This window comes from Arthrobacter sp. Sr33, assembly GCF_054511195.1.
Genome location: NZ_JBTNDD010000006.1, coordinates 74,308 through 96,940 on the forward strand (window position 1 = coordinate 74,308; position 22,633 = coordinate 96,940).

Consider the following 22,633-nt stretch of genomic DNA (forward strand, 5'->3'; position numbering starts at 1 on the left):
GTATGGAGAGTGCTACGGGGGCTGACGGGCAAAACGCCGACGGGCGTTATCCCGGCGATGACGGTGTGACCGACGATTTCGAGATTGGTGGCGTACCTGACGCTTTTCAGCGCCTCTGGACTCCGCATCGGTTGGCCTACATCAAGGGCGGGCAGTCACAGTTCAAAGACAAGGACGACTGCCCCTTCTGCGTCGCTCCGTCCCGCACCGACGAGGAGTCACTCATCGTGCACCGGGGCACCTATGCCTACGTGATCCTGAACCTGTTCCCCTACAACCCGGGCCACCTCCTGGTCTGCCCCTACCGCCATGTCCCGGACTACACCGACGTCGACAGCAACGAAACCGTCGAGATCGCCGAACTCACCCAGACGGCCATGCGGGTGCTGCGCGACGTAGCCAAACCCACCGGATTCAATCTCGGGATGAATCAGGGGGTGACCGGCGGTGCAGGCATCGCAGCCCACCTGCACCAGCACGTGGTCCCACGGTGGGGTGGGGACGGCAACTTCCTGCCAATCATCGCGCAAACCAAGGCCATCACCCAGACCCTGGACGAAGTCAGAACGCAGATGGCCGCAGGTTGGCCGCGGGCCGAGAACGCTGGTGGCACCGGTGCTGAATAAATATGCACGCAGGTTCTTCACCACCCTGTTCAGTCCACTCGCCAGGCTCCTGCTCAAATGGGGAGTCTCGCCCGACACGGTAACCATCGTTGGCACGCTCGGCGTGGTGATCGGCGCTCTCGTCTTCTACCCGATGGGTGAACTGTTCTGGGGCACCGTCTTCATCACTCTCTTCGTCTTCTCGGACCTGGTCGACGGCATCATGGCCCGCATCAAAGGCACCGGGGGGACCTGGGGGAACTTCCTCGACTCAACCCTTGACCGGATTGCCGACGGCGCCCTGTTCGCCGGGGTCGCCATCTGGTTCTTTGGAGACGGCAACAACACACCCATCGCCACTGCAGCTTTGGCCTGTCTGGTCCTCGGCATGCTGGTCTCCTATGCCCGGGCGAAGGCCGAATCTCTGGGCTTCACGGCCAACGTGGGGATCGCGGAGCGAGCTGAACGGCTGGTGTCGGTCCTGGTAGTAACCGGCCTGACCGGTCTCGGGCTGCCGCATGGTTTCCTGCTCACCGTCCTGATCCTGCTGGCTCTCGCAAGCGTTGCAACGGTGATCCAGCGAGTGGTGGCTGTGCACAAACAGGCGATGGCAGCCAACGAGACCCGCTAACGGCAGATCCGGTCCATCCGCGGGCGTATTATTAATTGTTATCTTTTACCTAACTTAGGGGCGAATTGTGTCCACCGTTGAAGAAAATTCGACAACCGCGCCCGTGACCGGCAGTAGCCGGGTCAAGCGCGGCATGGCAGAAATGCTCAAGGGCGGCGTCATCATGGACGTGGTCACCGCAGAGCAGGCGCGCATCGCCGAAGATGCGGGCGCCGTCGCCGTCATGGCGCTCGAGCGGGTACCCGCCGACATCCGTGCGCAGGGTGGCGTGTCCCGAATGAGCGATCCGGACATGATCGACAGCATCATTGCGGCTGTCTCCATTCCGGTGATGGCAAAGGCGAGAATCGGCCACTTTGTTGAGGCGCAGGTGCTGCAGTCCCTTGGCGTCGATTACATTGACGAGTCCGAGGTCCTGACCCCGGCTGACTACGCCAACCACATCGACAAATGGAAGTTCACCGCTCCCTTCGTCTGCGGTGCCACCAACCTCGGCGAGGCGCTGCGCCGCCTCAATGAAGGTGCCGCAATGATCAGGTCCAAGGGCGAGGCCGGCACCGGCGACGTCTCCAACGCCACGATGCACATGCGGAAAATCCGGTCGGAGATTTCCCGCCTGTCCTCGATGGCCGAGGACGAACTGTATGTCGCCGCCAAGGAACTTCAGGCTCCGTTCGATCTGGTCAAGGAAGTTGCCCGGACCGGTAAGCTCCCCGTTGTGCTCTTCACCGCGGGTGGCATTGCCACACCGTCCGATGCAGCAATGATGATGCAGCTTGGCGCTGACGGCGTGTTCGTCGGCTCGGGTATCTTCAAGTCAGGTAATCCGGCGGAACGCGCCGCGGCCATCGTGAAGGCCACCACCTTCCACGACGATCCCGAGATGATCGCCAAGGTCTCCCGTGGCCTCGGCGAAGCGATGGTCGGCATCAACGTGGACGAAATCCCTGAGCCTCACCGCCTCGCTGAGCGCGGCTGGTAAACACCCAGGTTCCAGAGAACAATAGAGCGGATCACCAGATTCTGGTGGTCCGCTCTTTTGGTTGCTACAGCTGCAGCCAGTAGGTCTGGCCTCTGCCGATCAGTTCAAAACCCCGCTGTGAGTACAGTTCATAACCCTGTGGGGTCGCGTTCAGCGCGAGATGCTCGGCGCCTGAGGCGGCAGCAGCTTTGGCGAGCCTGCTCAGCAGCGCGGTGCCCAGACCGTGCCGCTGATACTCCTGAAGCACCTCCATGTTGAAGATGCCGCCCAATCCTCGGAGCCCGGGAACCCCCGATGGGTAGAACGAATACCCGGCCCCGGCAACCGTGCCATCCACCCGCGCCACGGCGTGCCACGCCTGCCGGGGCTGGGACCGCACCACCCTGAGTTCTTGCGCCAGTGGCCCCCCATATTCGGGGACCTCGGTGGAAAGGACCGCGGCGGCGTCGTCGTACCCGGCTGGCTCCTCAACTGGCGCAGCCATCCACCAGGGCTGCCAGCCTGGGCTGAATCCCAGCCCGATCAGTGGCGCGCCCTTGACACCGCCGCCCAGCCAGGCGCCCACCGTGTGGGCCCCCAGGCGGACACCCTCGGCCAACGCGGGCCGAATCCCTGCCGGAGAGATTTCCTGCGGAAAGAGCAGGATCAGTTCGCGGCGCGCTGGCAGCCACACCCAGTCGGACCCGTGGGTCGTGAAGGTGCGTCCCCCCGTCGCCGAGGACAACGCGGCAAACCAGGAACGTTGCAGGCGCTGGCACGCCGCGATGGTGACCATGGTGACTTAGACCAGCCCTCGGCGAGTCAGCAGCGGCTCAAGCAGGGCGTCGCGGCCGCGGAAGTTGCGGAACGCCTGCAACGGGTCGATGCTGTTGCCGCGGGAGAGCAGCTCGGTCCGGAAATGGTCACCGTTTTCGCGGGTCATGCCGCCTGAGGATTTGAACCATTCGACCGTGTCAGCGTCCAGCACTTCGCTCCAGATGTAGGCGTAATAGGCAGCCGAATACCCACCCGCGAAGATGTGCTTGAAATAGCCGGTGCGGTACCGAGGCGGGACCGGGGAAAAGTCGAGTCCTGCTGAGGTGAGCGCTTCCCGCTCAAAGGCGACCGGATCAGCAACCGTGGTCCCCGCCGGAATCGCGTGCCAGGCCAGGTCGAGCAACGCCGCGCCCAGGTATTCCGTGGTTGCGAAGCCTTCGCCCCAGGTCTGCGCGGCGAGCAGCTTATCGACGGTCTCCGCCGGCAGCGCTTCACCGGTCTGGTAATGCTTGGCGTAGTTGGCGACCACCTCGGGCCACAGAATCCACATTTCGTTAACCTGCGACGGATACTCGACGAAGTCCCGCGGCACACTGGTCCCCGAGAACGTGGGGTAGGTGACCGAGGAGAACAATCCGTGCAGTGCGTGCCCGAACTCGTGGAACGTGGTCACCACCTGATCGAAAGTCAGCAGGGTCGGCTCGCCGGCGGGCGGCTTGGGAACGTTGAGGTTGTTGATGACTACGGCATGGGTGCCGTTCAGTGCCGACTGCTCCACGAAGGAGTTCATCCAGGCCCCGCCATTCTTGGTGTCCCGGGTGTAATAGTCGCCGAGGAACAGGCCCAGCCCTTCGCCGTCGGCGTCCTTGACTTCCCAGACCCGTACCTCTGGGTGGTAACCCTCCAGATCGTCCCGCTCGGTGAAGGTCAGTCCGTACAATCGGTTGGCGGCGAAGAATATCCCGTCCTGCAGGACTCGCTCCAACTCGAAGTACTGACGCAGCGAAGCGAGGTCGACGTCAAACTTGGCGGCGCGTACCTTCTCGGAGTAATACGCCCAGTCCCACGCCTCGATCGGGTGACCGGCGGCGGCCTCCAGCTCCACCACCTCTTCCCGTGCGTTACGAACCGCCGCCGGGGCCAGTTGCCCCAGCATCCGGTGAATGGCGTCGAGCGACGGGGCTGTCTGGTCGTCCGTGGCAGCCGCGGCGTGGCTGTCGAAGCCCAAAAGCGCGGCCCGTTCGGCGCGCAGCTCTGCCATTCGTGCGGCGATGGTTAGCGTGCCGTATTCGTTGTCTGCGAAGCCCCGGTTCACTGACGCCTCATGCAGGCGCTGACGCGTCGCACGGTTGGTGAGAGTCTCGAGCGCAGGCTGGGCCGTTGGCAGAATCAGGGTCAGCAGGTACTTTCCCGGGTGGCCGGCCGATTCGGCTGCTGCGGCAGCTGAGCCAATGTCATCCGCTGAGAGGCCGTCCAGTTCTTCAGCCGTGTCAATCAGCAGTGCTGAGCGGTTGGTGTCCTTCAACAGCCGCTGCTGGAAGTCGGTGCTGAGTTGGGACAGTTCGGTGTTCAACGCCCGGAGCCTGTCCTGCGCTTCGTCGTCGAGTTGGGCGCCTGCGCTGATAAACCGTTTCACGTATTCCTGGACCAGGCGTGCCGCCTCGGCATCCAGCCCATCAGTGGACACTGCGCTGACCCGTTCAAACAGTCCGCGATTCAGGAAGATGTTGTCTTGATGAGCGGCATAACGTGGCGCCACCTCGGTTTCGAGCTCCTGAATCGCGGGAGTCGAGTGGGAGGACGAGCTGTTGTAGAACACCAGTGACACCCGGCGCAGGGTTTCCCCAGCCCGCTCAAGGGCCACGATGGTGTTCTCGAAGTCCGCTGGTTCCTGCGCGGAGACGATCGCATCGATCTCGGCGAGATGCTCGGCGAAACCCGTCTCAAAGGCCGGCAGGTAGTGGTCATCCTGGATCAACCCAAACGGTGGAAGCTGATACGGCAGGGTGCTGGGTGCAAGGAAGGGGTTGCTCATAACAACTAACCCTTACACATGGGTGGTCAGCTCCGCAGCACCCCGGCCCCCGAAAACACCCGAGGCGACCCTGCGCCGGGTTGGGTCGCGGCGCCTATCATGGGGATAGCCGTCAAAGGAGTCGCAAATGAGAGCTGTGCCACGCAGGGTCGCCGCACTGGCGCTTGGCGTCGGGCTCCTCAGCGGCTGCTCCGGAGTGGATGGCGGTACCCCGGATGGGCAGGCCCCGGATGGGCAGGGCGGTACAGCGGGCCAGGGTCCGACGACGACGGCTGCCGCTCCGACGTCCGGCAGCCCAGCAACGCCTTCGCCGGTCGCCGAACCAACCCCCGAGAGCACTCCCGGGAAGGGTCCGCCCTGCGACGCGGACCGGTGCTTCAGCGTGGCGGCCACTGGCGACCTGCTGCTCCACCCTGGCCTTTGGGACCAGGCTGCGGCTGATGCCGTCGGAGGCAAGGCCTCCGGGGGCGCAGCGGTACCGTTTGATTTTGAGCCGCTGCTGTCCGGGCAGCGCGAATACCTCGATTACGCCGACCTTGGAATCTGTCATCTGGAAACCCCGGTGGCGGTCCCCGAGGGGCCGTTCAGCGGCTACCCGCAGTTCAACGTGCCACCCCAGATCCTTGAGGCTGCGAAGGCGGTCGGCTACGACGCCTGCACTACGGCTAGCAACCACACCATCGACGCCGGCACTGAGGGTCTGACCCGCACGCTCGACGTGCTGGACGGAGTTGGGCTTGAACACACCGGGTCCTACGCCGATGAGGCGGCCGCAGGGGAGGTCCTGATCCTCGAAACTCCCGCCGCACGGGTGGCTGTCATTCAGGCGACCTACGGTCTCAACGGGCTGATCCCTGAACAGCCCTGGCAGGTGGACCTGATCGACGCCGACGTGATGACTGCCAAGGCCCGGCAGGCCAGGGCGGAGGGGGCCGACGTCGTCATCGCCGCCATCCACGCCGGCGACGAGTATGCGACGCTGCCCAACGCGCAACAGGTGGAGGTAGCCCACGCCCTGGCCGATAGCGGTGAGGTCGACTTCATCTACGGCCACCACACACACTCGGTGCTGCCGATCGAAAAATACAACGACACCTGGATTGTTTACGGGCTCGGCAACGGTGTCAGTGAATTGTCTCCCGTTCACGCCGTCAATAATGAGGGGCTGATGATCAGGGCCCAATTCGCCGAAACCGACGGCGACTGGAGCGTCAGCGACCTGGCCTGGCTGCCGTCGATCATTGTCAGCGACCCGTATCGCTGGTGCGCGCTGGGGCCGAACCAGGTGCCCGGCACCTGCACCTCCCCGGAACGGGAAGCTGAGGTCAGCGACCGAATCGGCGCGGTTGTCGACACCTTCGGTGCGGTGGCCGACGGCGCCCACCCCTGGGACCTCGCCAACGACAGATGATCCCGGCGGGCGACTCTAGCGGGGTCGCGCCCCTGCATGCCGGCGGGCCAAATCGGCGAGACTATCGTCCAGATCAGCCGGCTCGAATGACCCGAACTTCCGTTCGGCAGCCTTCCGCAGCAGGAAGTCGGCGATCGCGGGATTCTTTGGGAGCAACGATCCGTGCAGATAGCTCGCAACAACGTTCAGGTGGCGTGCACCCTCGTGCCCGTCCTGCGAATTGTTGCCAGCACCCTTGGTGACAGTTCCCAGCGGCCTGACGCCAGCACCCAGGTGGGTTTGGCCACTGTGGTTCTCATACCCGTGGATCTCGCCGAACTCCTCGCTGTCCGCCACCACATTGCCGATCAGGCGTTCGTTGGTCCCATGAGTTTCGAGGTCAAGGATTCCGATGCCCGGGATGATCGTCCCGTCGTGGGTCTTGAAGAACTTTCCAAACAGTTGATACAGCCCGCAGATCACCAGCATGGGCAGACCATCCTCGGCGAGCTCCCTGAGCCTCGGCGCAATGGCCTGCAGGTCCTGCTGGATGACCAGTTGTCCACTGTCCTGTCCACCGCCGCCGATGATCAGGTCGACGTCGTCGGGGAACTCGTCGCCAGCGCTGTGCTCGAGGATGTTCGCGGTATACCCGTGCCAGGTCAGCCGCTGCTTCAGGACCAGGACGTTGCCCCAGTCGCCATAGATGTTCATTTCCTTCGGGTAGAGCTGAAGGATGTTAAGGGTGCCTTTGGTCATCAGGAAACCACCTCGACTGTTGTGATCTTGGAGAGGTCGCGTCGGACCGCGAGCATGGCCGTGTAGGTGCAGAAAATCCGTTTCGGCTGGTCAGAGGTTGAGCTGATGAACGCCCGGAGCGCAGCCGTTGTGTCGGGCTCCACGGCCCGCACCTCGACGTCGTCGTACTTCAACCGCAAAGCCATGTCATACGCACGGACGCCGCTGACCATTTCCACTCCAGCCAGACCAAGCGAATCAAAGTCGACGTCCCACAACCAGGACATGTCCCGGCCGTCGGCGTAATTGTCGTTGATCGCGATCATGGTGGCGTAGCCGGTGGCATCGAACGATTTCAGCCCCAGCCGGAACCCGCTGGGATTCTTCACCAGCACCAGTTCCAACGGCTTGCCGTCCACCACGAGCGATTCGCCGCGCCCGAAGGCCGGCTCAACGGTGGCCAGGGAGGCGAACAGGGCCGCCCGGTTGATGGCGTCACCCAGGACGGTCCGCGCGGTGGCCAGGGCGGCTGCGGCATTGAAGATGTTGTAGACGCCACGAAGCCGCAGGTCCACGCTGGTCAGTTCGCCGTCGACCAGGAAGGACGCCGAGTTACCGTCGACGTGTTCCAGGATGACGTCAGCGGGAAGGCTTGAGGGGGGAGCGACGCCAATGTCGCCGCGCAGCTCGTCGTCGTTGGGGAAGGTGTTGCGCAACGAGGAATCAAGACCGAAGTAGGCGATCTTTGCGTTCGGCACGGTCGAGGCAATTCCGGCCACCCGGGGATCCTCACGGTTCAAGACGACTGTGCCAGTGGTCTTCGCGGCGATCTGTTCCAACAACCGTGTGGTCTGGTCAATCTCACCAAAACGGTCGAGCTGGTCGCGGAGCACGTTCAACAGAAGGCAATGAGTAGGAGGTACCAGTTTCACGAAGTGGACTGCATGCGCCTCATCCAGTTCCAGCACGGCGATGTCCGCTTTGAGCCTGCCCCGCCAGTTCACGTCGCCCAACAGCGCGGCGGCAACCCCGCGGGTAAAATTGCTGCCGGTCCGGTTGGTGAACACCGTCAGGCCCTGGCCCTGCAGGAGTTCCACCACCATCTTTGTGGTGGTCGTCTTCCCATTGGTTCCGCTGATCACCACCACCCCATGGGGCAGACCGGTCAGGGCGCGACCCATGAACCCCGGATCGATTTTCTCGACCACGAGGCCCGGCAGCGCCGAGCCTCCGCCACGCAACCGCGAGATGCGGCGCACGGCCTTACCGACCAGCACACTAAAGGGAAACATGGAACCTAACTTATCGCAGTCAGGGCGGCGGTTTATCCTCTGACGTGCACCCCAACCTAGAATGGTCAGATGACCACATTCCCCGCACCGGACACATCCGGCGTGCATATCGGCGTGTTGGCCGTCCAGGGTGACGTGCGGGAACATATCCGCACCGTCGAGTCCCTCGGCGGACGGGCGAGCGCTATTCGCCGGCCCGGCGAGCTGGCCGGACTTGACGGCCTCATCATTCCTGGCGGCGAATCGACTGCCATCGACAAGCTGACCCGCGCCTTCGACCTGGCAGAGCCACTTCGTGAGCTCATCAGTGCGGGGCTGCCGGTGTACGGGTCCTGCGCGGGGATGATCATGCTCGCCGATGCCATCGCCGACCCGGCGACCGACCTGCAGGGCCGCCCGCAGCAAACCCTCGGCGGGCTGGACATCGTGGTGCGCCGCAACGCTTTTGGGCGGCAACGGGACTCCTTCGAAACGGAGCTCGAGTTCTCGGGGTTGGCTCCGGAGCGCTCCGGGAAGGTCCAGCCGGTCCACGCGGTATTCATCAGGGCGCCCTGGGTCGAGCGGGTGGGTCCCTCGGTCGAGGTCCTCGCGCAGGTACCAGCGCAGACAGCCGGTCTCACGGGGCAGCATCCCGATTCGAACCGGGTCGCTAGGATTGTTGCGGTGCGGTCGGGGAACCTACTCGCCACGAGCTTTCATCCCGAGGTAACCGGGGAGCGGCGGATTCACGAATTGTTTATGCAGATGATCGTAAGGAGAACGGTAGATCATGTCGGGGCACTCTAAATGGGCAACAACCAAACACAAGAAGGCCGCGATTGATGCGAAGCGCGCCAAATCCTTTGCCAAACTGATCAAGAATATTGAGGTCGCCGCCCGTGCGGGCGGTGCCGATATGGCCGGCAACCCTGGTCTTGAACTGGCGGTGCAGAAGGCGAAGAAGACGTCCGTGCCGATCGACAACATCAACCGTGCCGTCAAACGCGGCGCCGGTCTGCTGGGCGACGCCGTCGAATACCAGACCATCATGTATGAGGCCCGCGGGCCGCAGGGCTCGGCCCTGCTCATCGAATGTTTGACCGACAACAAGAACCGCGCCGCTTCGGAAGTCCGGTTAGGGGTCACCCGCAACGGCGGCTCAATGGCCGACCCGGGATCGGTGTCCTACCTCTTCACCCGCAAGGGCGTGGTTACACTGCCAAGCGGCGAACTCACCGAGGATGATCTTCTCCTCGCCGTGCTGGACGCCGGCGCCGAAGAGGTCAAGGAAACAGCCGGCCGCTTTGAGGTCATCTCAGAACCGCAGGATCTCCGCGCCGTGGTGGCGGGTCTTGAGGAAGCCGGGATCGACTACGACACCGACGAGGCCGAGTTCGTACCCTCAATGCAGGTGGAGCTCGACGCTGACGGCGCCCGCAAGTTCATCCGCCTGGTTGACGCACTCGAGGACCTCGACGACGTCCAGAACGTCTACTCAAACGCCGACCTCTCCGACGAGGTGCTCGCCGAGCTGGACGGCGACGACTAAACCCAGTGGCAAACCTTCCCGCCCAGTCGCATCATCGCCGGGCTGCCGCATGACCCTGCGCGTGATGGGAGTGGACCCGGGGCTGACCCGCTGCGGGCTGGCAGTTGTCGACATTGAACCCAACCGCCGGTCAACGCTCGTCGCCGTCGGAGTGGTCGGCACCCCCGCCGACCAGTTACTGGACCGTCGGCTGCTCGTGATTTCCGACGCCGTCGACGATTGGCTGGATACCCACGCACCCGACGTGCTCGCCGTCGAACGTGTGTTCAGCCAGCTGAACGTGAGTACCGTCATGGGCACCGCCCAGGCCTCCGGCGTCGTCATGGTCGCGGCCGCCCGGCGTGGTATCCCGGTGGCCCTTCATACCCCCACCGAGGTGAAGGCGGCTGTCACCGGTAACGGGCAGTCAGACAAGGTAGCGGTCACCAAGATGGTCACCAAAATCCTTCGGCTCGATACGGCGCCCAAACCAGCCGATGCCGCTGACGCTCTGGCCCTGGCCATCACCCACGCCTGGCGGCAAGGTGTTGCCGCCAACCGGGCGTCGGCCGGCGGCGGCAACGCCACGGCCGCGCAGCGGATCTGGGCTGAAGCCGAGGCGAAAGCCCGACGGCGCAGGTAGCCCGACGGTGTGGCGCATCCGGAAAAGCCGGCAGGAACCAGTACGCTGTTCGTAGATATGTTCGGATAGAAATTTTGGAGTAGCGCGCATGATCAGTTCCCTCCGCGGCACCGTCAGCCACGTTGGCCTCAACTCGGCCGTGCTGGACGTCAATGGGTTTGGCATGCAGATCCTGGCCACCCCGCAGACCCTCGCCACCCTGCGCACCGGACAGGAAGCGCAAGTCTTCACCGCGATGATTGTCCGTGAGGACTCCATGACACTGTTCGGGTTCGAGGAGGCAGACCAGCGCGAGGTGTTCGAGACGCTGCTCGGCGTCAGCGGAGTCGGGCCACGGCTGGCACTGGCCGTGCTGGCCGTCCACGCACCGGAAGCCATCCGGGTTGCTGCCTCCTCGGGTGACGACAAGACCTTCAGTAAAGTCCCGGGAATCGGCCCGAAGGGCGCCCGCCGGATTGTCCTCGAACTGGCCGACAAACTCGTTCCGCTCGGCACCGCCGGGGCCCCGCCGAAGAACGCCTGGCAGGGACAGGTCCTGACGGCAATGATGGGGCTCGGCTGGTCGGAGAAGGACGCAACCACCGCGATAGACGCGGCGACGGCCGAAGCACCAGAGGTGGCCGCGTCCGGCAACGTGGGTGACATCCTGAAACTCACCCTGCGCAGACTCGGCCAGGACGGCGCCCGGGCCTCGGCGCGGAGCCGGGTCAGCTGATGGCCCGCGACGACGCGGCGGGGGAGGAGGCCCCGGTTGTTTCACCCACCGGGGATCCAGAGGACCGGGCGGTGGAAGCGGCGCTGCGACCCAAAAACCTCGATGACTTTGTCGGGCAGCAACGGGTCCGCCGGCAGCTCTCCCTGGTCCTGGAAGCCTCGCGGCTGCGCGGCCGAACAGCCGACCACGTCCTGCTCTCCGGCCCGCCGGGCCTTGGCAAGACCACCCTGGCCATGATCATCGCTGCCGAGATGAACGCGCCCCTGCGCATCAGCTCCGGTCCGGCTATCCAGCACGCCGGCGACCTCGCGGCCATTCTCTCCTCGCTGACCGACGGCGAGGTACTCTTCCTCGACGAAATTCACCGCATGTCCCGGCCGGCCGAGGAAATGCTGTACATGGCGATGGAAGATTTCCGGGTCGACATCATCGTCGGCAAAGGGCCGGGCGCAACAGCCATCCCGTTGGACCTGCCGCCATTCACCCTGGTCGGCGCCACCACCCGGGCCGGGCTACTTCCAGGGCCCCTGCGGGACCGCTTCGGGTTCACCGGCCACCTCGAGTTCTACTCCACCGAAGAACTTGAACTGGTATTGCGTCGCTCGGCGATGCTGATGGACATGAAGGTCAACTCGGCCGCATTCTCCGAGGTGGCAGGCCGGTCCCGCGGTACGCCCAGGATTGCCAACCGGCTCCTCCGCCGGGTGCGTGACTGGGCGTTGGTGCACGGCGTCGACCTGATCGACGCCAGGTGCGCCGGGGCGGCGCTGGACATGTACGAAGTGGACGCCAAAGGCCTCGACCGGCTCGATCGCGCCGTGCTCACCGCCCTGATCACCAAGTTCAACGGCGGTCCGGTGGGACTTTCGACCCTCGCGATCGCCGTCGGCGAGGAACCCGAGACAGTCGAAACCGTCGCCGAACCATACCTGGTGCGGGAGGGGATGCTGGGGCGGACCCCCCGGGGACGAATCGCCACGCGAGCGGCCTGGGACCACCTGGGACTCGTCATGCCGGCGAATGTTGCCGCTGCCATGCCGGAGGACCTCTTCACCGTCCTCTCCGAGGAAAACGGCCCGGAAGGCAACCGTGCCGAAGACAACAGTGGGGTAACGGAATGGGCCAACACCGAGGGATAGAGGCGCCGAAAGGACGCGGACAATCCCGTTTCCCTTTACACTGATATGACGTGCGGCACGTCAGGTGCGTGCGGATCCCAAGATATAGAAACGGAACTACTCTGTGTTCTCAACCTTATTAGCCCAGACTGCCGCCCCAGAGCAAGGCTTCGATATTTTCAGCCTGCTTTTGCCGCTGGCACTCGGAGCATTGATCTTCATGATGTTCCGGAGGCAGAAGAAGACCCAGAAGACCATCAAGGAGCAGCGCACCCAGATGGTTCCCGGCACCGAAGTGATGACCAACTTCGGTCTGTTCGGTACAGTGATTTCTCTCGACGAAGAGAACAACAAGGCAGTGCTCGAGCTTGGTCCCGGTGCCAGGGCCACGGTACACATGCAGACCCTCACCAAGGTGGTGCAGCCTGAGCCGGCCGCCGATGACGAAGAAACGCCGGCCGTCCCCGACGACGCATCCTCGCTGGCCAGCCCCGTCGCCGACAACTCGGCCACCGACACCCGGACCACTGCTGTTGACGGCCAGGATCAGCCGAACCATGACACGGTGCTCCCCGAATCCGGACCAGAGCGTCTTGACGCCCGCTCAGACGAGGACATCCGTCTGGACTACGACAACAAGCGGGACAACAAGGACATCTAGCGCCGCAGGTGGGGCAACACCCTCGAGTGTGATGCCCCACCACCCCTAGAACCACCGACGCGCGCTCTCTCGATAAAAGGAAATTCCACATGCCTCGTACCGGCCCAGGCACGGCAGCCAAACGGACACTCGTTTGGCTCGGCGTTATGTTTGCATTACTAGCAGTTCTCCTGGGCAGCGGGTCCATCTGGGGCACCGCGAGCTGGAGCCCCAAGCTGGCACTCGACCTTGAGGGTGGAACCCAGATGATCCTGGCGCCCCAGGTGCAGGGCGGCAGCGATGAGATTACCGAAGAGCAGCTCGACCAGGCTGTGGAAATCATCAGGCAGCGGGTCGACGGCAGTGGCGTGGCAGAGGCCGAGATCAACACCCAGTCCGGCCGCAACGTGATTGTGTCACTCCCCGGTATTCCCGACGCCGAAACCCGCGAACTGATTCAGGCGTCGGCACAGATGGAATTCCGACCAGTACTCTTTGGCGGTCCGGGCCAGGCGCCCGCCGCGGAAACGCCCACCCCCGAAGAAGAACTGCCCGCTCCTACCGACGAACCCACCAATGCCAGCGATCCCAACTGGATCACGGCAGAACTGTTCTCCGAGTTCGAGGCCCTCGACTGCACATCGCCCGAGGCACTCGAACCCGCCGAAGAAGCAGCGCCCGCCGATGAGCCAATGGTCGCTTGCGAGCCGGGCACCCAGGGCAAATACATTCTCGGGCCGGTGGAAGTGCCGGGCACCGACATCGACTCCGCCGACTTCGGCATGCAGCGCGGCGCGCAGGGTCAGTCACTGAACACCTGGGCGGTCAACATCCAGTTCAACTCCGAGGGCAGCGAGACCTTCCGGGAAGTCACCGAACGTCTCTTCGCCTTCGGTCAGGGCGATCCACGGAACCAGTTCGCCATTGTGCTCGATGGGACGATCATTTCGGCTCCGACCACCCAGGCCGTCATCCCCGATGGGCGGCCCTCGATCAGCGGTAGCTTCACGGAGGAGTCGGCCGGGGCGTTGGCCGAACAACTGAAGTACGGCGCACTGCCGATCAGCTTCGAGATCCAGAGCGAGCAGCAGATCTCGGCCACTCTCGGAGCCGACCAGCTCCGGCTCGGCATGATTGCAGGCATCATCGGCTTGATTTTGGTCGCCGTTTACTCGATCTTCCAGTACCGGATGCTGGGACTGGTGACGATTGCGTCCCTTGTGGTGGCAGGTTTCCTCACCTACCTCGCGATCTGCATCCTGGGCTGGACCGAAAACTACCGGCTCTCCCTCGCAGGTGTGGCCGGCCTGATTGTCGCAATTGGGCAGACAGCCGACTCCTTCATCGTTTACTTCGAACGAATCCGCGATGAGCTCCGAGATGGCAGGGGGCTCGTCTCAGCCGTAGAGAACGGCTGGCGCCGGGCCAAGAGCACCGTCCTCGCGTCCAAGGCCGTCAGCCTGCTGGCCGCCGTCGTGCTGTACTTCGTCGCTGTCGGCAACGTTCGTGGGTTCGCGTTCACCCTCGGATTGACAGCTGTCGCCGACCTGATCGTCGTCTTCCTGTTCACTCATCCGGTGATGCGCCTGCTGGCGAGGACCAAGTTCTTCGGCGAGGGACACCGGTTTTCCGGTGTCGATCCGAAGAAGCTTGGCATTATGCCGCTCTATCGTGGTGCCGGTCGTATCCGGATGCCGTCGGCAACACCGCAGACGGCAGCCCCCCGCACCAAGAACAAGGCAGTCTCAGGTGAAATCGCCCGACGCACCACCATCGCCGAACGTCGGCTGGCCGAACAAAAAGCCCTGGCCGCGCGAAGCAATGGCACAGACCAGGAGGAAAACTAAATGCGGGGCAATAGTTTCGCCAAATTTGGCAACGACCTCTACTCGGGCAAGCTGTCCTACCCCTTCGTCGGCAAGCGCAAGCTGTGGTTCACCATTGCAGCGTTGGCCGTCCTCGTGTCGATCATCATCCCCATCGTCAAGGGTGGCTTCAACCTCGGTATCGATTTCCGGGGTGGCTCCGAGTTCACGGTGTCGAGTGTTGAGAACACTGACATCGCCCTCGGTGAGCAGGCTGTTACGGGAGTGGTACCAAATGCGGTACCGAGCGTCACGAACATCGCGCCGCAGACGATGCGTATCCAGACTGAGCGGCTCTCCGATGATGAGACCCTCAGCGTCCGGGACGCTCTGATCAGCGCGTATGAGGTTACCGAAGAAGAAGTCACTACCAACTTCGTCGGGCCCACCTGGGGCGAGGACGTCAGCCGGCAGGCCTTGATTGGCTTGGTCGTGTTCATCCTGCTGGCCGCAGTGCTGATGGCCCTGTATTTCCGGACCTGGAAAATGTCGGTGGCCGCACTCAGCGGATTGTTCGTGGTCATGACGGTGACAGCCGGTCTGTACTCGCTGAGCAACTTCGAGGTGACGCCCTCGGCGATGATCGGTTTCCTCACGGTGTTGAGCTATGCGTTGTATGACACGGTGGTGGTTTTCGACAAGATCAAGGAGAACACCGCCGACCTCGATGTTTCTACCAAGCGAACCTTTGGCGAGCAGGTAAACCTTGCGGTCAACCAGACGCTGGTGCGCTCCATCAACACCTCGGTTGTCGCCGTGTTGCCGGTCGCATCGATTCTTTTCATCGGTGCGATGCTCCTTGGTGCGGGTACCCTCCGGGATCTGTCTCTCGCCTTGTTCATCGGCATTATCATCGGGACCATCGGCACTCTCTTCGTCGCCGCACCCGTTTACGCGTGGCTGCGGATGCGCGAGCCGGGCATGAAGCGGCAGGAGAAGCGCGTGCTGCATCGCCGGTCGGTCGAAGCAGCAGAAGCCGTCCCTGCGCCCTGACTGTCGCAGGAGCAGTCGGCGACCTGACGGCCGTGTCCTGGTCCCCTGAGGGGGCCGGGACACGGTTTTTTTGTTCCCAGTTTGGCGGCAGCCGGGGATCGGTGCAGCAGGGTTTGGTCCGTCGGACTAAACTTAAATATGCGTGCCGGAGAAGAGGCATGGTGTAATTCTTTTTCAGCCGTCTGACGGCTGAGGAATCGGGGTAGTACGTGGCAGATGCCAGTGGTCCAGCAGAGCGGCCAGACACGGAACACCGTGAGGAGCGCCCTGGCACCTTTTCGCGCCCTTCGACCGCCCAGCTTGACCAAGTTCCGGTGCCCCCGGCGACCATACCGCCCGTCCGCAGCCGCGACGTCGCAGTGACCTCATCGGGATCAGCCCCTTCGGCGGCCAGCGCCGACCACAGCGCGCTGCCCGATCGGAAAATCCGGACCCGGTCACGGCTGGCTCGCCTGACGGGCAGAGCCTCCAACGGGTATTCACCGGTGCTTGAGCCCCTGCTGAGGACGGTCCGGGCCAACAACCCCAAGGAAGACCTCGACCTGATCCAGCGGGCGTACCTGGTGGCCGAGCGCAGCCACGAGGGCCAGAAGCGAAAAAGCGGCGATCCGTACATCACCCACCCGGTGGCGGTGGCAACGATCCTTGCCGAACTGGGCATGACCGGCACCACGCTGGCTGCCGCCCTGCTGCATGACACCGTCGAGGACACCGCATGCACCCTCGACGACATCAAGCGTGACTTCGGCGCCGAAGTGGCAATGCTGGTGGACGGGGTCACAAAGTTGGACAAGGTGTCCTTCGGCGACGCTGCCCAGTCCGAGACCGTTCGCAAAATGGTGGTCGCCATGGCCAAGGACATTCGTGTCCTGGTGATCAAACTTGCGGACCGGCTCCATAATGCCCGGACCTGGCGCTTTGTCTCTCCCGAGTCGTCGGCCAGAAAAGCCCGCGAGACACTCGAAATCTTCGCGCCGCTCGCGCACCGGCTCGGCATGAACACCATCAAGTGGGAGCTCGAGGACCTGTCCTTTGCGGCGCTGCACCCGAAGGTGTACGAAGAGATCGTCCGGATGGTGGGGGATCGTACGCCTGAACGGGAAAAGCACTTGGCAGTGGTGCGCACCCAGATCGGCGAAGACCTTCGGTCGGTGAAGATCAAGGCGACAATCACCGGACGCCCGAAGCATTACTACTCCATCTACCAAAAGATGATCGTCCGCGGCAAGGACTTCGATGACATCCATGACCTGATGGGGATCCGGGTGCTGGTGGACAGTGTGAGGGACTGCTACGCAACGTTGGGCCAGCTGCATGCCCGCTGGAACCCGCTGCCCGGCCGGTTCAAAGACTACATAGCGATGCCCAAATTCAATATGTACCAGTCGCTCCACACCACGGTGATCGGACCCGGCGGACGTCCGGTGGAGATTCAGATCCGGACCCACGACATGCACCGCAGAGCCGAATACGGCGTTGCAGCGCACTGGAAATACAAGGGCGCTGGCGGCAAAGCCGGAGAAGGACCCGATAACAGCGACATGGGGTGGCTGCGGAGTCTGGTCGACTGGCAGCAGGAGACAGCCGACCCGGACGAGTTCCTTGACTCGCTGCGCTTCGAAATCAACGCCCGCGAAGTGTTCGTGTTCACTCCCAAGGGTGAGGTTATGGCGTTGCCTGCCGGGTCCACTCCGGTGGACTTCGCCTATGCAGTGCACACCGAGGTGGGGCACCGGACGATCGGAGCCCGGGTCAACGGGAAGCTGATCCCGCTGAACAGCGAGCTGAACCACGGCGACTGGGTGGAGATCTTCACCTCCAAGGCCGAGGGCGCCGGCCCGAGCCAGGACTGGCAGGGGTTCGTGAAGAGCCCGCGGGCTCGCAACAAGATCCGCCAATGGTTCACCAAGGAACGCCGCGAAGAGGCGATTGAAAAGGGTAAGGAACTGCTCACCCGCGCAATGCGCAAGCAGAACCTGCCACTTCAGCGCATGATGACCCATGACGCACTGATAGCGGTGGCCCAGGAGTTGAGGCACGCGGACATCGCTGCCCTTTATGCGGCGGTCGGTGACGGCCATTCCTCCGCCCAGAACGTGATCGAACGTCTGGTCGCCCTGATGGGTGGGAACGAGGGTGCCGAAGACAGCCTCGCCGAGACGGCGGTCGCCACCACACCGCGCCGCCCCAAGTTCTCCGATTCCGGGGTGACGGTGCGCGGCGTCGGCGACGTCTGGGTCAAAATTGCGCGCTGTTGTACTCCAGTTCCGCCGGATCCCATCATCGGGTTCGTTACCCGCGGTTCGGGGGTGTCAGTCCACCGGAACGACTGCCGCAACGTCGAGGAACTGAGGGATCAGCCGGATCGGATTGTGGACGTCGACTGGGCTCCCACCCAGTCCAGCGTGTTCCTGGTCGAGATCCAGGTTGAAGCGCTCGATCGTAAGAGCCTCCTCTCCGACGTCACCCGGGTCCTCTCCGAGAACCACGTCAACATTCTTGCGGCAAGCGTGAATACCTCGACGGACCGGGTGGCACTGTCGCGGTTTGCTTTTGAGATGGGGGATCCCAAGTACCTGACCCACATCCTCAACGCGGTCCGCCGGATAGACGGCGTGTTTGACGTCTACCGCACCACCGGGGCGCAACGGAGGCTCTAGCTCGCCGTCGACCGCCGGTGCCGAATGGGGTGGGTCTAGCCCGAGTGCATGGCGCTCTGGAGGCGGGCCAGGGCGCGGTTCTTGCCAGGAACGCGTCGGGTTGCTTCCAATGCCCTGACCACCAGGACCAGATCACACCGTAGATCGGGGTGAGCCGCCAGTCGGACGAGGGTTGGCACTGCCCAGTCGTCATGTCCATGCACTGCAACATCGAGTGCGGTCCGCAAGGGTGCTGTGACGCCCACCCCGCCGACCACCCGGACATCGCAGGGTCCCAAAGCGACCTGATGCATCAGGGCTTCACTGAACGGTGGCAGGGCGGTGGTGCGGCGTCGGTGATCTGTCACGAGGTTCACTGTTTCGGGTAGCGGCGCGCAGCCATAGACCCAGGCCGCGCTTTGGCGGGCAAGCGCAACCTTGGCCCGCAACGACGCCGGGACGCACAGGATCGCAGACTGGGCGCGAGAGGCGGGGTCAAGATGGTGGTCCGCGCGGGCATAGGAGTTCCCGCAGACACGGCGCAGCAGTCCGTCGATGCGCATGGCCTGCAACTCGACGCTGCTGAAGATGTCATGGGCTCGGAAGAGCACTCCGCCGGTTGAGGTGATCGGCTCTGCTGGGGTTTCTTCGGTAGCGGCTCCCAGCCGAAGGTGGGACATGGCCCAAGCATTCCGAGTTTGGCCCCAAAGCGAAAGCCCCGGCGTCGAGTTGTGGATAACCGGACTGGTGACGTACCAGACTACTCATCCACAACCCCACACCGGGGCTGAGTGTTCGGGTGCCGCTAGGAGAAGTCCTGCGCCGACTTCTGCAGCATATCCATCCATTGTTGGCGTGCGGACAGGGCTTCCTTGGCGGTAGCGATCCGCTTCGCGTCGCCAGCCTTCTCGGCAGCGTTCAGATCCTCCTGCAGCGCAGCGATAGTGGCTTCCAGCTGACTCAGAGCACTGTTGGTGCGGGCCTGGGTCTCAGGGTTGGTCCGCTCCCAATGGGCGTCGTCGGCAGCCTTCACCGCGTCCTCAACTTCGCGAATACCGGCTTCGATCCGACCCATGTCCGCGCGTGGCACCTTGCCGGCTTCCTCCCAGCGGTCACGAATCGACTGCAGCGACTTCTTCGCGGCCGCGAGGTTCCTGATGGGCAGCAACTGGCGTGCCTCGACCAGCAGGGCTTCCTTGACTACAAGGTTCGCCCCGTATTCTTCGTCGATTGCCTCGTTGGTTGCTTTCCTGGCGGTGAAGAACTTGTCCTGGGCGGCCCGAAAACGAGCCCACAGGGCGTCGTCGTCCTTGCGGCTGGCCCGTTTGGAGGCCTTCCACTCATCCATCAGCCGGCGGTATTCGCCAGCGGTGTGGCCCCAGTCGGTTGAGGTGGAAAGCGCCTCGGCCTGCTGGATGAGGGACTCCTTGGCCTGCTTGGCCGAGGCGTTGTCGGTATCCAGCTGGGAGAAGTACGCGCGACGATGCCGGTCGAAGATGGTGCGCGCCGCGCGGAACCTCTTCCACAGGCCGTCTTCGGTGCCGCGGCCAAGCCGGATGCCGTTCTTCTGCGCCGCTTTCCAGGTCTCGAACAGCTCGTTCATCCGGGTGCTGCTGGCTTTCCACTGCACCGTGGATGGGTCGCGGCCAGCGATTTCTTCGGCTTCCGCGACGATCGCTTCGCGGGCTGCGAGCTCGGCCGACTTCAGCGCATCCTGTTCGGCCTTTTCGGCGGCAACAAGCTCCGCGATCTGGCCGTTCAGGGCGTCCAGCCGCGTTTCAAGGGCAAGCACGTCGCCGACGATCTTCTTCTCTGCGACCTGCTCCCGCAGATGACCGGCGGTCTTCTGCATGTCGGCGGATGGTGCCTTCGCCTGGACGCGCTGTTCCAGGAGCACAATCTGGCTGGCGACGTCGTCGTACTTGCGCACGAAATATGCCAGCGCCTCATCCTTGGAGGCATCCGGGTACTGCCCGACGGCGTGCTCCTCGCCGTTGACGATGAGGAAGACGTGACCGTCGTCCTCGACCCGGGCGAACTTGGCTGCTTCGCTTAGCGGGGTGCTGTGCGCCGGGGGAGCGGCGACTGCTGCGCCTGGTTTCGCGCCAGGTTTGCCACCAGGTTTCGCGCCGGGTCGCGGAGCCATCGCTGCGGGGCTGGGAGCGGCGCCGGGGGAAGACATTGGGCGGGCAGCTGCAGGCGTGGCTGACTCAGCCTCGGGTGCCTCAGCTTCAGTTTCGGGAGCCGCAGCCTCGGGTGCGGGTGCCTCGGGTTCAGGCGCGGCTGATTCAGCCTGCTCGGGCTCAACCGCCTGCTCAAGACCAGTTGTTGTTTCCTCGTCGCCTGACGTTTCGTCGGTACGGGGTGTTTCGTCGGATTGCTGACTTTGTGTCACCGCTAGAAGTCTTTCACTCGTTGGTTTGCCTGCTACCTCGCGGCAAATGGTTCAGGGCTATCGAGTCTATCGCCACGGCGTCCCCGCACCGCGCAGCCTCAGAGGCTACTTTACGCATAAGGGTTCGCCAGCGGAATCTCGGTGCACCCACCCACGGGGACTGTGCGGCGACCTCTGTTTCGGTGCGGTACCCGGACGGCGGGGGTCAGCCTAGACATCGGAGGCGGAAATGGGGCCCACCGATGTCCGGGTTCCCCGCCAAAGCCGGGTAAAATCGGAGACCGTCAACCCGATGTCACATCCTGCAAGGAGCTCAGCCGTATGGCACGCAAGGCCTCACTGTCCGGTTTTCCCGAATGGCTGCCGGAGGAACGCCTGGTGGAGTTGCATGTACTGGACACGTTGCGGAAAACCTTCGAGCTGCATGGCTTCTCCAACATCGAAACCCGGGCGGTCGAGACGGTGTCCCACCTGCTCCGCAAAGGGGACATCGACAAAGAGGTCTACGCTGTGTCGCGCCTTCAGGCCGACGACGACGGCGGCCGGGCGACCAGCTCCGACGACGGCCTTGCCCTCCACTACGACCTGACTGTTCCCTTCGCCCGCTACGTGGTCGAAAACTCCGGCCACCTGGCGTTCCCCTTCCGGCGCTACCAGATCCAGAAGTGCTGGCGCGGTGAACGCCCGCAGGACGGCCGGTTCCGCGAGTTCACCCAGGCCGACATCGACGTCGTGGGCGACGGCGTGCTCCCGTTCCGGTACGACGTCGAACTGGCCCTCGTGGTGGTCGATGCCCTCTCGGCCCTGCCCATTCCCGAGTTCACCGTGCGCGTCAATAACCGGAAACTCGCCGAGGGTTTCTATCGGGGCATCGGCCTCGAGGACACCGCCGGGGTGCTGCGCAGCATCGACAAACTGGAAAAGATTGGGGCAGAGAAGGTTACCGCCCTGCTGCAGACCGAACTTGGTGCCACCGCCGACCAGGCAGCCCTCGCCCTCCGGCTCGCCTCGATCCGGACCGCTGACGTGTCATTCGTCGACCAGGTCCGCACCCTCGGGGTCACCGACCCCCTGCTGGAAGAGGGGCTCGGGGAGCTGGAGCAGGTGATCGCCGAAGCGTCCAAGCGCGCGCCCGGCCGGGTGGTTGCCGACCTCAGCATTGCCCGCGGCCTGGATTACTACACCGGAACGGTCTACGAAACCGTGCTGAACGGGCACGAGTCACTGGGATCGATCTGCTCCGGCGGCCGGTATGACAGCCTGGCAGCCAAAGGCAACCGGACGTTCCCCGGAGTCGGCCTGTCGATCGGCGTAACCCGGCTGGTGTCGCGGATCCTCAGCCAGGGCTTCACCGCCGTGTCGCGGCAGGTGCCCACCGCAGTCCTGATCTCGCTGACCGACGACAGCTCCTGGTCGGCGGCCCAGGACATCGCCGCGGCCCTGCGAGCCCGCGGCATTTCCGCTGAGGTGGCTGCCACTGCCGAGAAGTTCGGCAAGCAGATCAAGTTCGCCGACCGTCGTGGGATCCCCTTCGTCTGGTTCACCGCTGAGGACGGCACCCACGAGGTCAAGGACATCCGCACCGGCGCCCAGGAACCTGCCGATCCCGGCACCTGGACGCCCCCGGCAGTTGATCTCGTGCCGTCGGTGCTCCGCGCCGAGCCAGCCGACGCCTGACCCGGGCACCGC

20 protein-coding genes are annotated in these 22,633 nt (G+C 63.9%); 14 read left to right on the forward strand and 6 right to left on the reverse strand.

The features are described from left to right. Positions 1–2 precede the first annotated feature (2 nt). The 3 genes from ACX80T_RS09705 to pdxS all read left to right on the forward strand — a co-directional run bounded on the left by ACX80T_RS09705 (position 3) and on the right by pdxS (position 2,218). Positions 3–626 carry an HIT family protein gene (locus tag ACX80T_RS09705; protein WP_019482449.1) on the forward strand — a complete coding sequence of 208 codons (624 nt, stop codon included), beginning with the start codon at positions 3–5 and terminating at the stop codon, positions 624–626. Further along, positions 616–1,236, forward strand: coding sequence for a phosphatidylinositol phosphate synthase (pgsA, locus tag ACX80T_RS09710; RefSeq protein ID WP_026041024.1), 621 nt, complete (start codon positions 616–618; stop codon positions 1,234–1,236). Before ACX80T_RS09705 ends, pgsA begins: the two co-directional genes overlap by 11 nt. 67 nt (positions 1,237–1,303) lie before the next feature. Continuing rightward, on the forward strand, positions 1,304–2,218 hold the full coding sequence (pdxS, locus tag ACX80T_RS09715; RefSeq protein ID WP_024477477.1) for a pyridoxal 5'-phosphate synthase lyase subunit PdxS: 915 nt from the start codon (positions 1,304–1,306) through the stop codon (positions 2,216–2,218). Positions 2,219–2,282: 64 nt separating this feature from the next. Here pdxS and ACX80T_RS09720 read toward each other — a convergent pair whose 3' ends face one another. Next, positions 2,283–2,993, reverse strand: a complete 711-nt coding sequence (locus ACX80T_RS09720; protein WP_459304272.1) for a GNAT family N-acetyltransferase — start codon at positions 2,991–2,993, stop codon at positions 2,283–2,285. 6 nt (positions 2,994–2,999) lie between these two features. Next, a complete protein-coding gene (locus tag ACX80T_RS09725) occupies positions 3,000–5,009 on the reverse strand; it encodes a M3 family metallopeptidase (RefSeq protein ID WP_019482445.1) in 2,010 nt (669 codons plus the stop codon). 127 nt (positions 5,010–5,136) lie between these two features. On the opposite strand from ACX80T_RS09725, the gene ACX80T_RS09730 reads away from it, so the two are divergent. Next, positions 5,137–6,420: a CapA family protein gene (locus ACX80T_RS09730; RefSeq protein ID WP_019482444.1), complete on the forward strand. Its 1,284-nt coding sequence runs from the start codon at positions 5,137–5,139 to the stop codon at positions 6,418–6,420. A 15-nt stretch (positions 6,421–6,435) separates the two neighbouring features. On the opposite strand, the gene ACX80T_RS09735 is transcribed toward ACX80T_RS09730, so the two are convergent. Then, entirely contained in the window at positions 6,436–7,158 is a 723-nt protein-coding gene (locus ACX80T_RS09735) for a type 1 glutamine amidotransferase (protein WP_019482443.1), read from the reverse strand. Beyond that, positions 7,158–8,429: a Mur ligase family protein gene (locus ACX80T_RS09740; protein ID WP_116778093.1), complete on the reverse strand. Its 1,272-nt coding sequence runs from the start codon at positions 8,427–8,429 to the stop codon at positions 7,158–7,160. The genes ACX80T_RS09735 and ACX80T_RS09740 overlap by 1 nt, the downstream gene beginning before the upstream one ends. Positions 8,430–8,498: 69 nt before the next feature. Here ACX80T_RS09740 and pdxT point away from each other — a divergent pair, with 69 nt between their 5' ends. The 9 genes from pdxT (at position 8,499) to ACX80T_RS09785 (ending at position 18,570) form a co-directional block, all read left to right on the forward strand. Next, positions 8,499–9,215, forward strand: a complete 717-nt coding sequence (gene pdxT, locus ACX80T_RS09745) for a pyridoxal 5'-phosphate synthase glutaminase subunit PdxT (protein ID WP_459304274.1) — start codon at positions 8,499–8,501, stop codon at positions 9,213–9,215. After that, positions 9,199–9,957 (forward strand): YebC/PmpR family DNA-binding transcriptional regulator, encoded by a 759-nt coding sequence (locus ACX80T_RS09750; protein WP_019482440.1) that lies wholly within the window; start codon positions 9,199–9,201, stop codon positions 9,955–9,957. Before pdxT ends, ACX80T_RS09750 begins: the two co-directional genes overlap by 17 nt. 49 nt (positions 9,958–10,006) lie before the next feature. After that, on the forward strand, positions 10,007–10,579 hold the full coding sequence (ruvC, locus tag ACX80T_RS09755; protein ID WP_019482439.1) for a crossover junction endodeoxyribonuclease RuvC: 573 nt from the start codon (positions 10,007–10,009) through the stop codon (positions 10,577–10,579). An 88-nt stretch (positions 10,580–10,667) separates the two neighbouring features. Continuing rightward, the gene (ruvA, locus tag ACX80T_RS09760) at positions 10,668–11,294 is read left to right on the forward strand and encodes a Holliday junction branch migration protein RuvA (RefSeq protein ID WP_019482438.1); all 627 of its coding nucleotides are present in this window, start codon (positions 10,668–10,670) and stop codon (positions 11,292–11,294) included. Then, a complete protein-coding gene (ruvB, locus tag ACX80T_RS09765; RefSeq protein ID WP_019482437.1) occupies positions 11,294–12,433 on the forward strand; it encodes a Holliday junction branch migration DNA helicase RuvB in 1,140 nt (379 codons plus the stop codon). Before ruvA ends, ruvB begins: the two co-directional genes overlap by 1 nt. 103 nt (positions 12,434–12,536) lie before the next feature. Then, positions 12,537–13,073, forward strand: coding sequence for a preprotein translocase subunit YajC (locus ACX80T_RS09770; RefSeq protein WP_459304275.1), 537 nt, complete (start codon positions 12,537–12,539; stop codon positions 13,071–13,073). Positions 13,074–13,162: 89 nt separating this feature from the next. After that, positions 13,163–14,899 (forward strand): protein translocase subunit SecD, encoded by a 1,737-nt coding sequence (secD, locus tag ACX80T_RS09775; RefSeq protein ID WP_019482435.1) that lies wholly within the window; start codon positions 13,163–13,165, stop codon positions 14,897–14,899. After that, positions 14,900–15,910 carry a protein translocase subunit SecF gene (gene secF, locus ACX80T_RS09780; RefSeq protein WP_019482434.1) on the forward strand — a complete coding sequence of 337 codons (1,011 nt, stop codon included), beginning with the start codon at positions 14,900–14,902 and terminating at the stop codon, positions 15,908–15,910. It begins immediately after the preceding gene. A 314-nt stretch (positions 15,911–16,224) separates the two neighbouring features. Then, a complete protein-coding gene (locus ACX80T_RS09785; RefSeq protein ID WP_083850867.1) occupies positions 16,225–18,570 on the forward strand; it encodes a RelA/SpoT family protein in 2,346 nt (781 codons plus the stop codon). Positions 18,571–18,605: 35 nt separating this feature from the next. Here the strand turns inward: ACX80T_RS09785 and ACX80T_RS09790 are convergent, their stop codons facing one another. Further along, positions 18,606–19,229 (reverse strand): hypothetical protein, encoded by a 624-nt coding sequence (locus ACX80T_RS09790; protein ID WP_459304276.1) that lies wholly within the window; start codon positions 19,227–19,229, stop codon positions 18,606–18,608. A 125-nt stretch (positions 19,230–19,354) separates the two neighbouring features. Next, positions 19,355–20,944 carry a DUF349 domain-containing protein gene (locus ACX80T_RS09795; RefSeq protein ID WP_116778089.1) on the reverse strand — a complete coding sequence of 530 codons (1,590 nt, stop codon included), beginning with the start codon at positions 20,942–20,944 and terminating at the stop codon, positions 19,355–19,357. Between the two features lie 321 nt (positions 20,945–21,265). Between ACX80T_RS09795 and hisS the strand changes: the two genes are divergently transcribed. After that, positions 21,266–22,621, forward strand: a complete 1,356-nt coding sequence (hisS, locus tag ACX80T_RS09800; RefSeq protein WP_116778088.1) for a histidine--tRNA ligase — start codon at positions 21,266–21,268, stop codon at positions 22,619–22,621. The last annotated feature ends 12 nt before the right edge of the window (positions 22,622–22,633 follow it).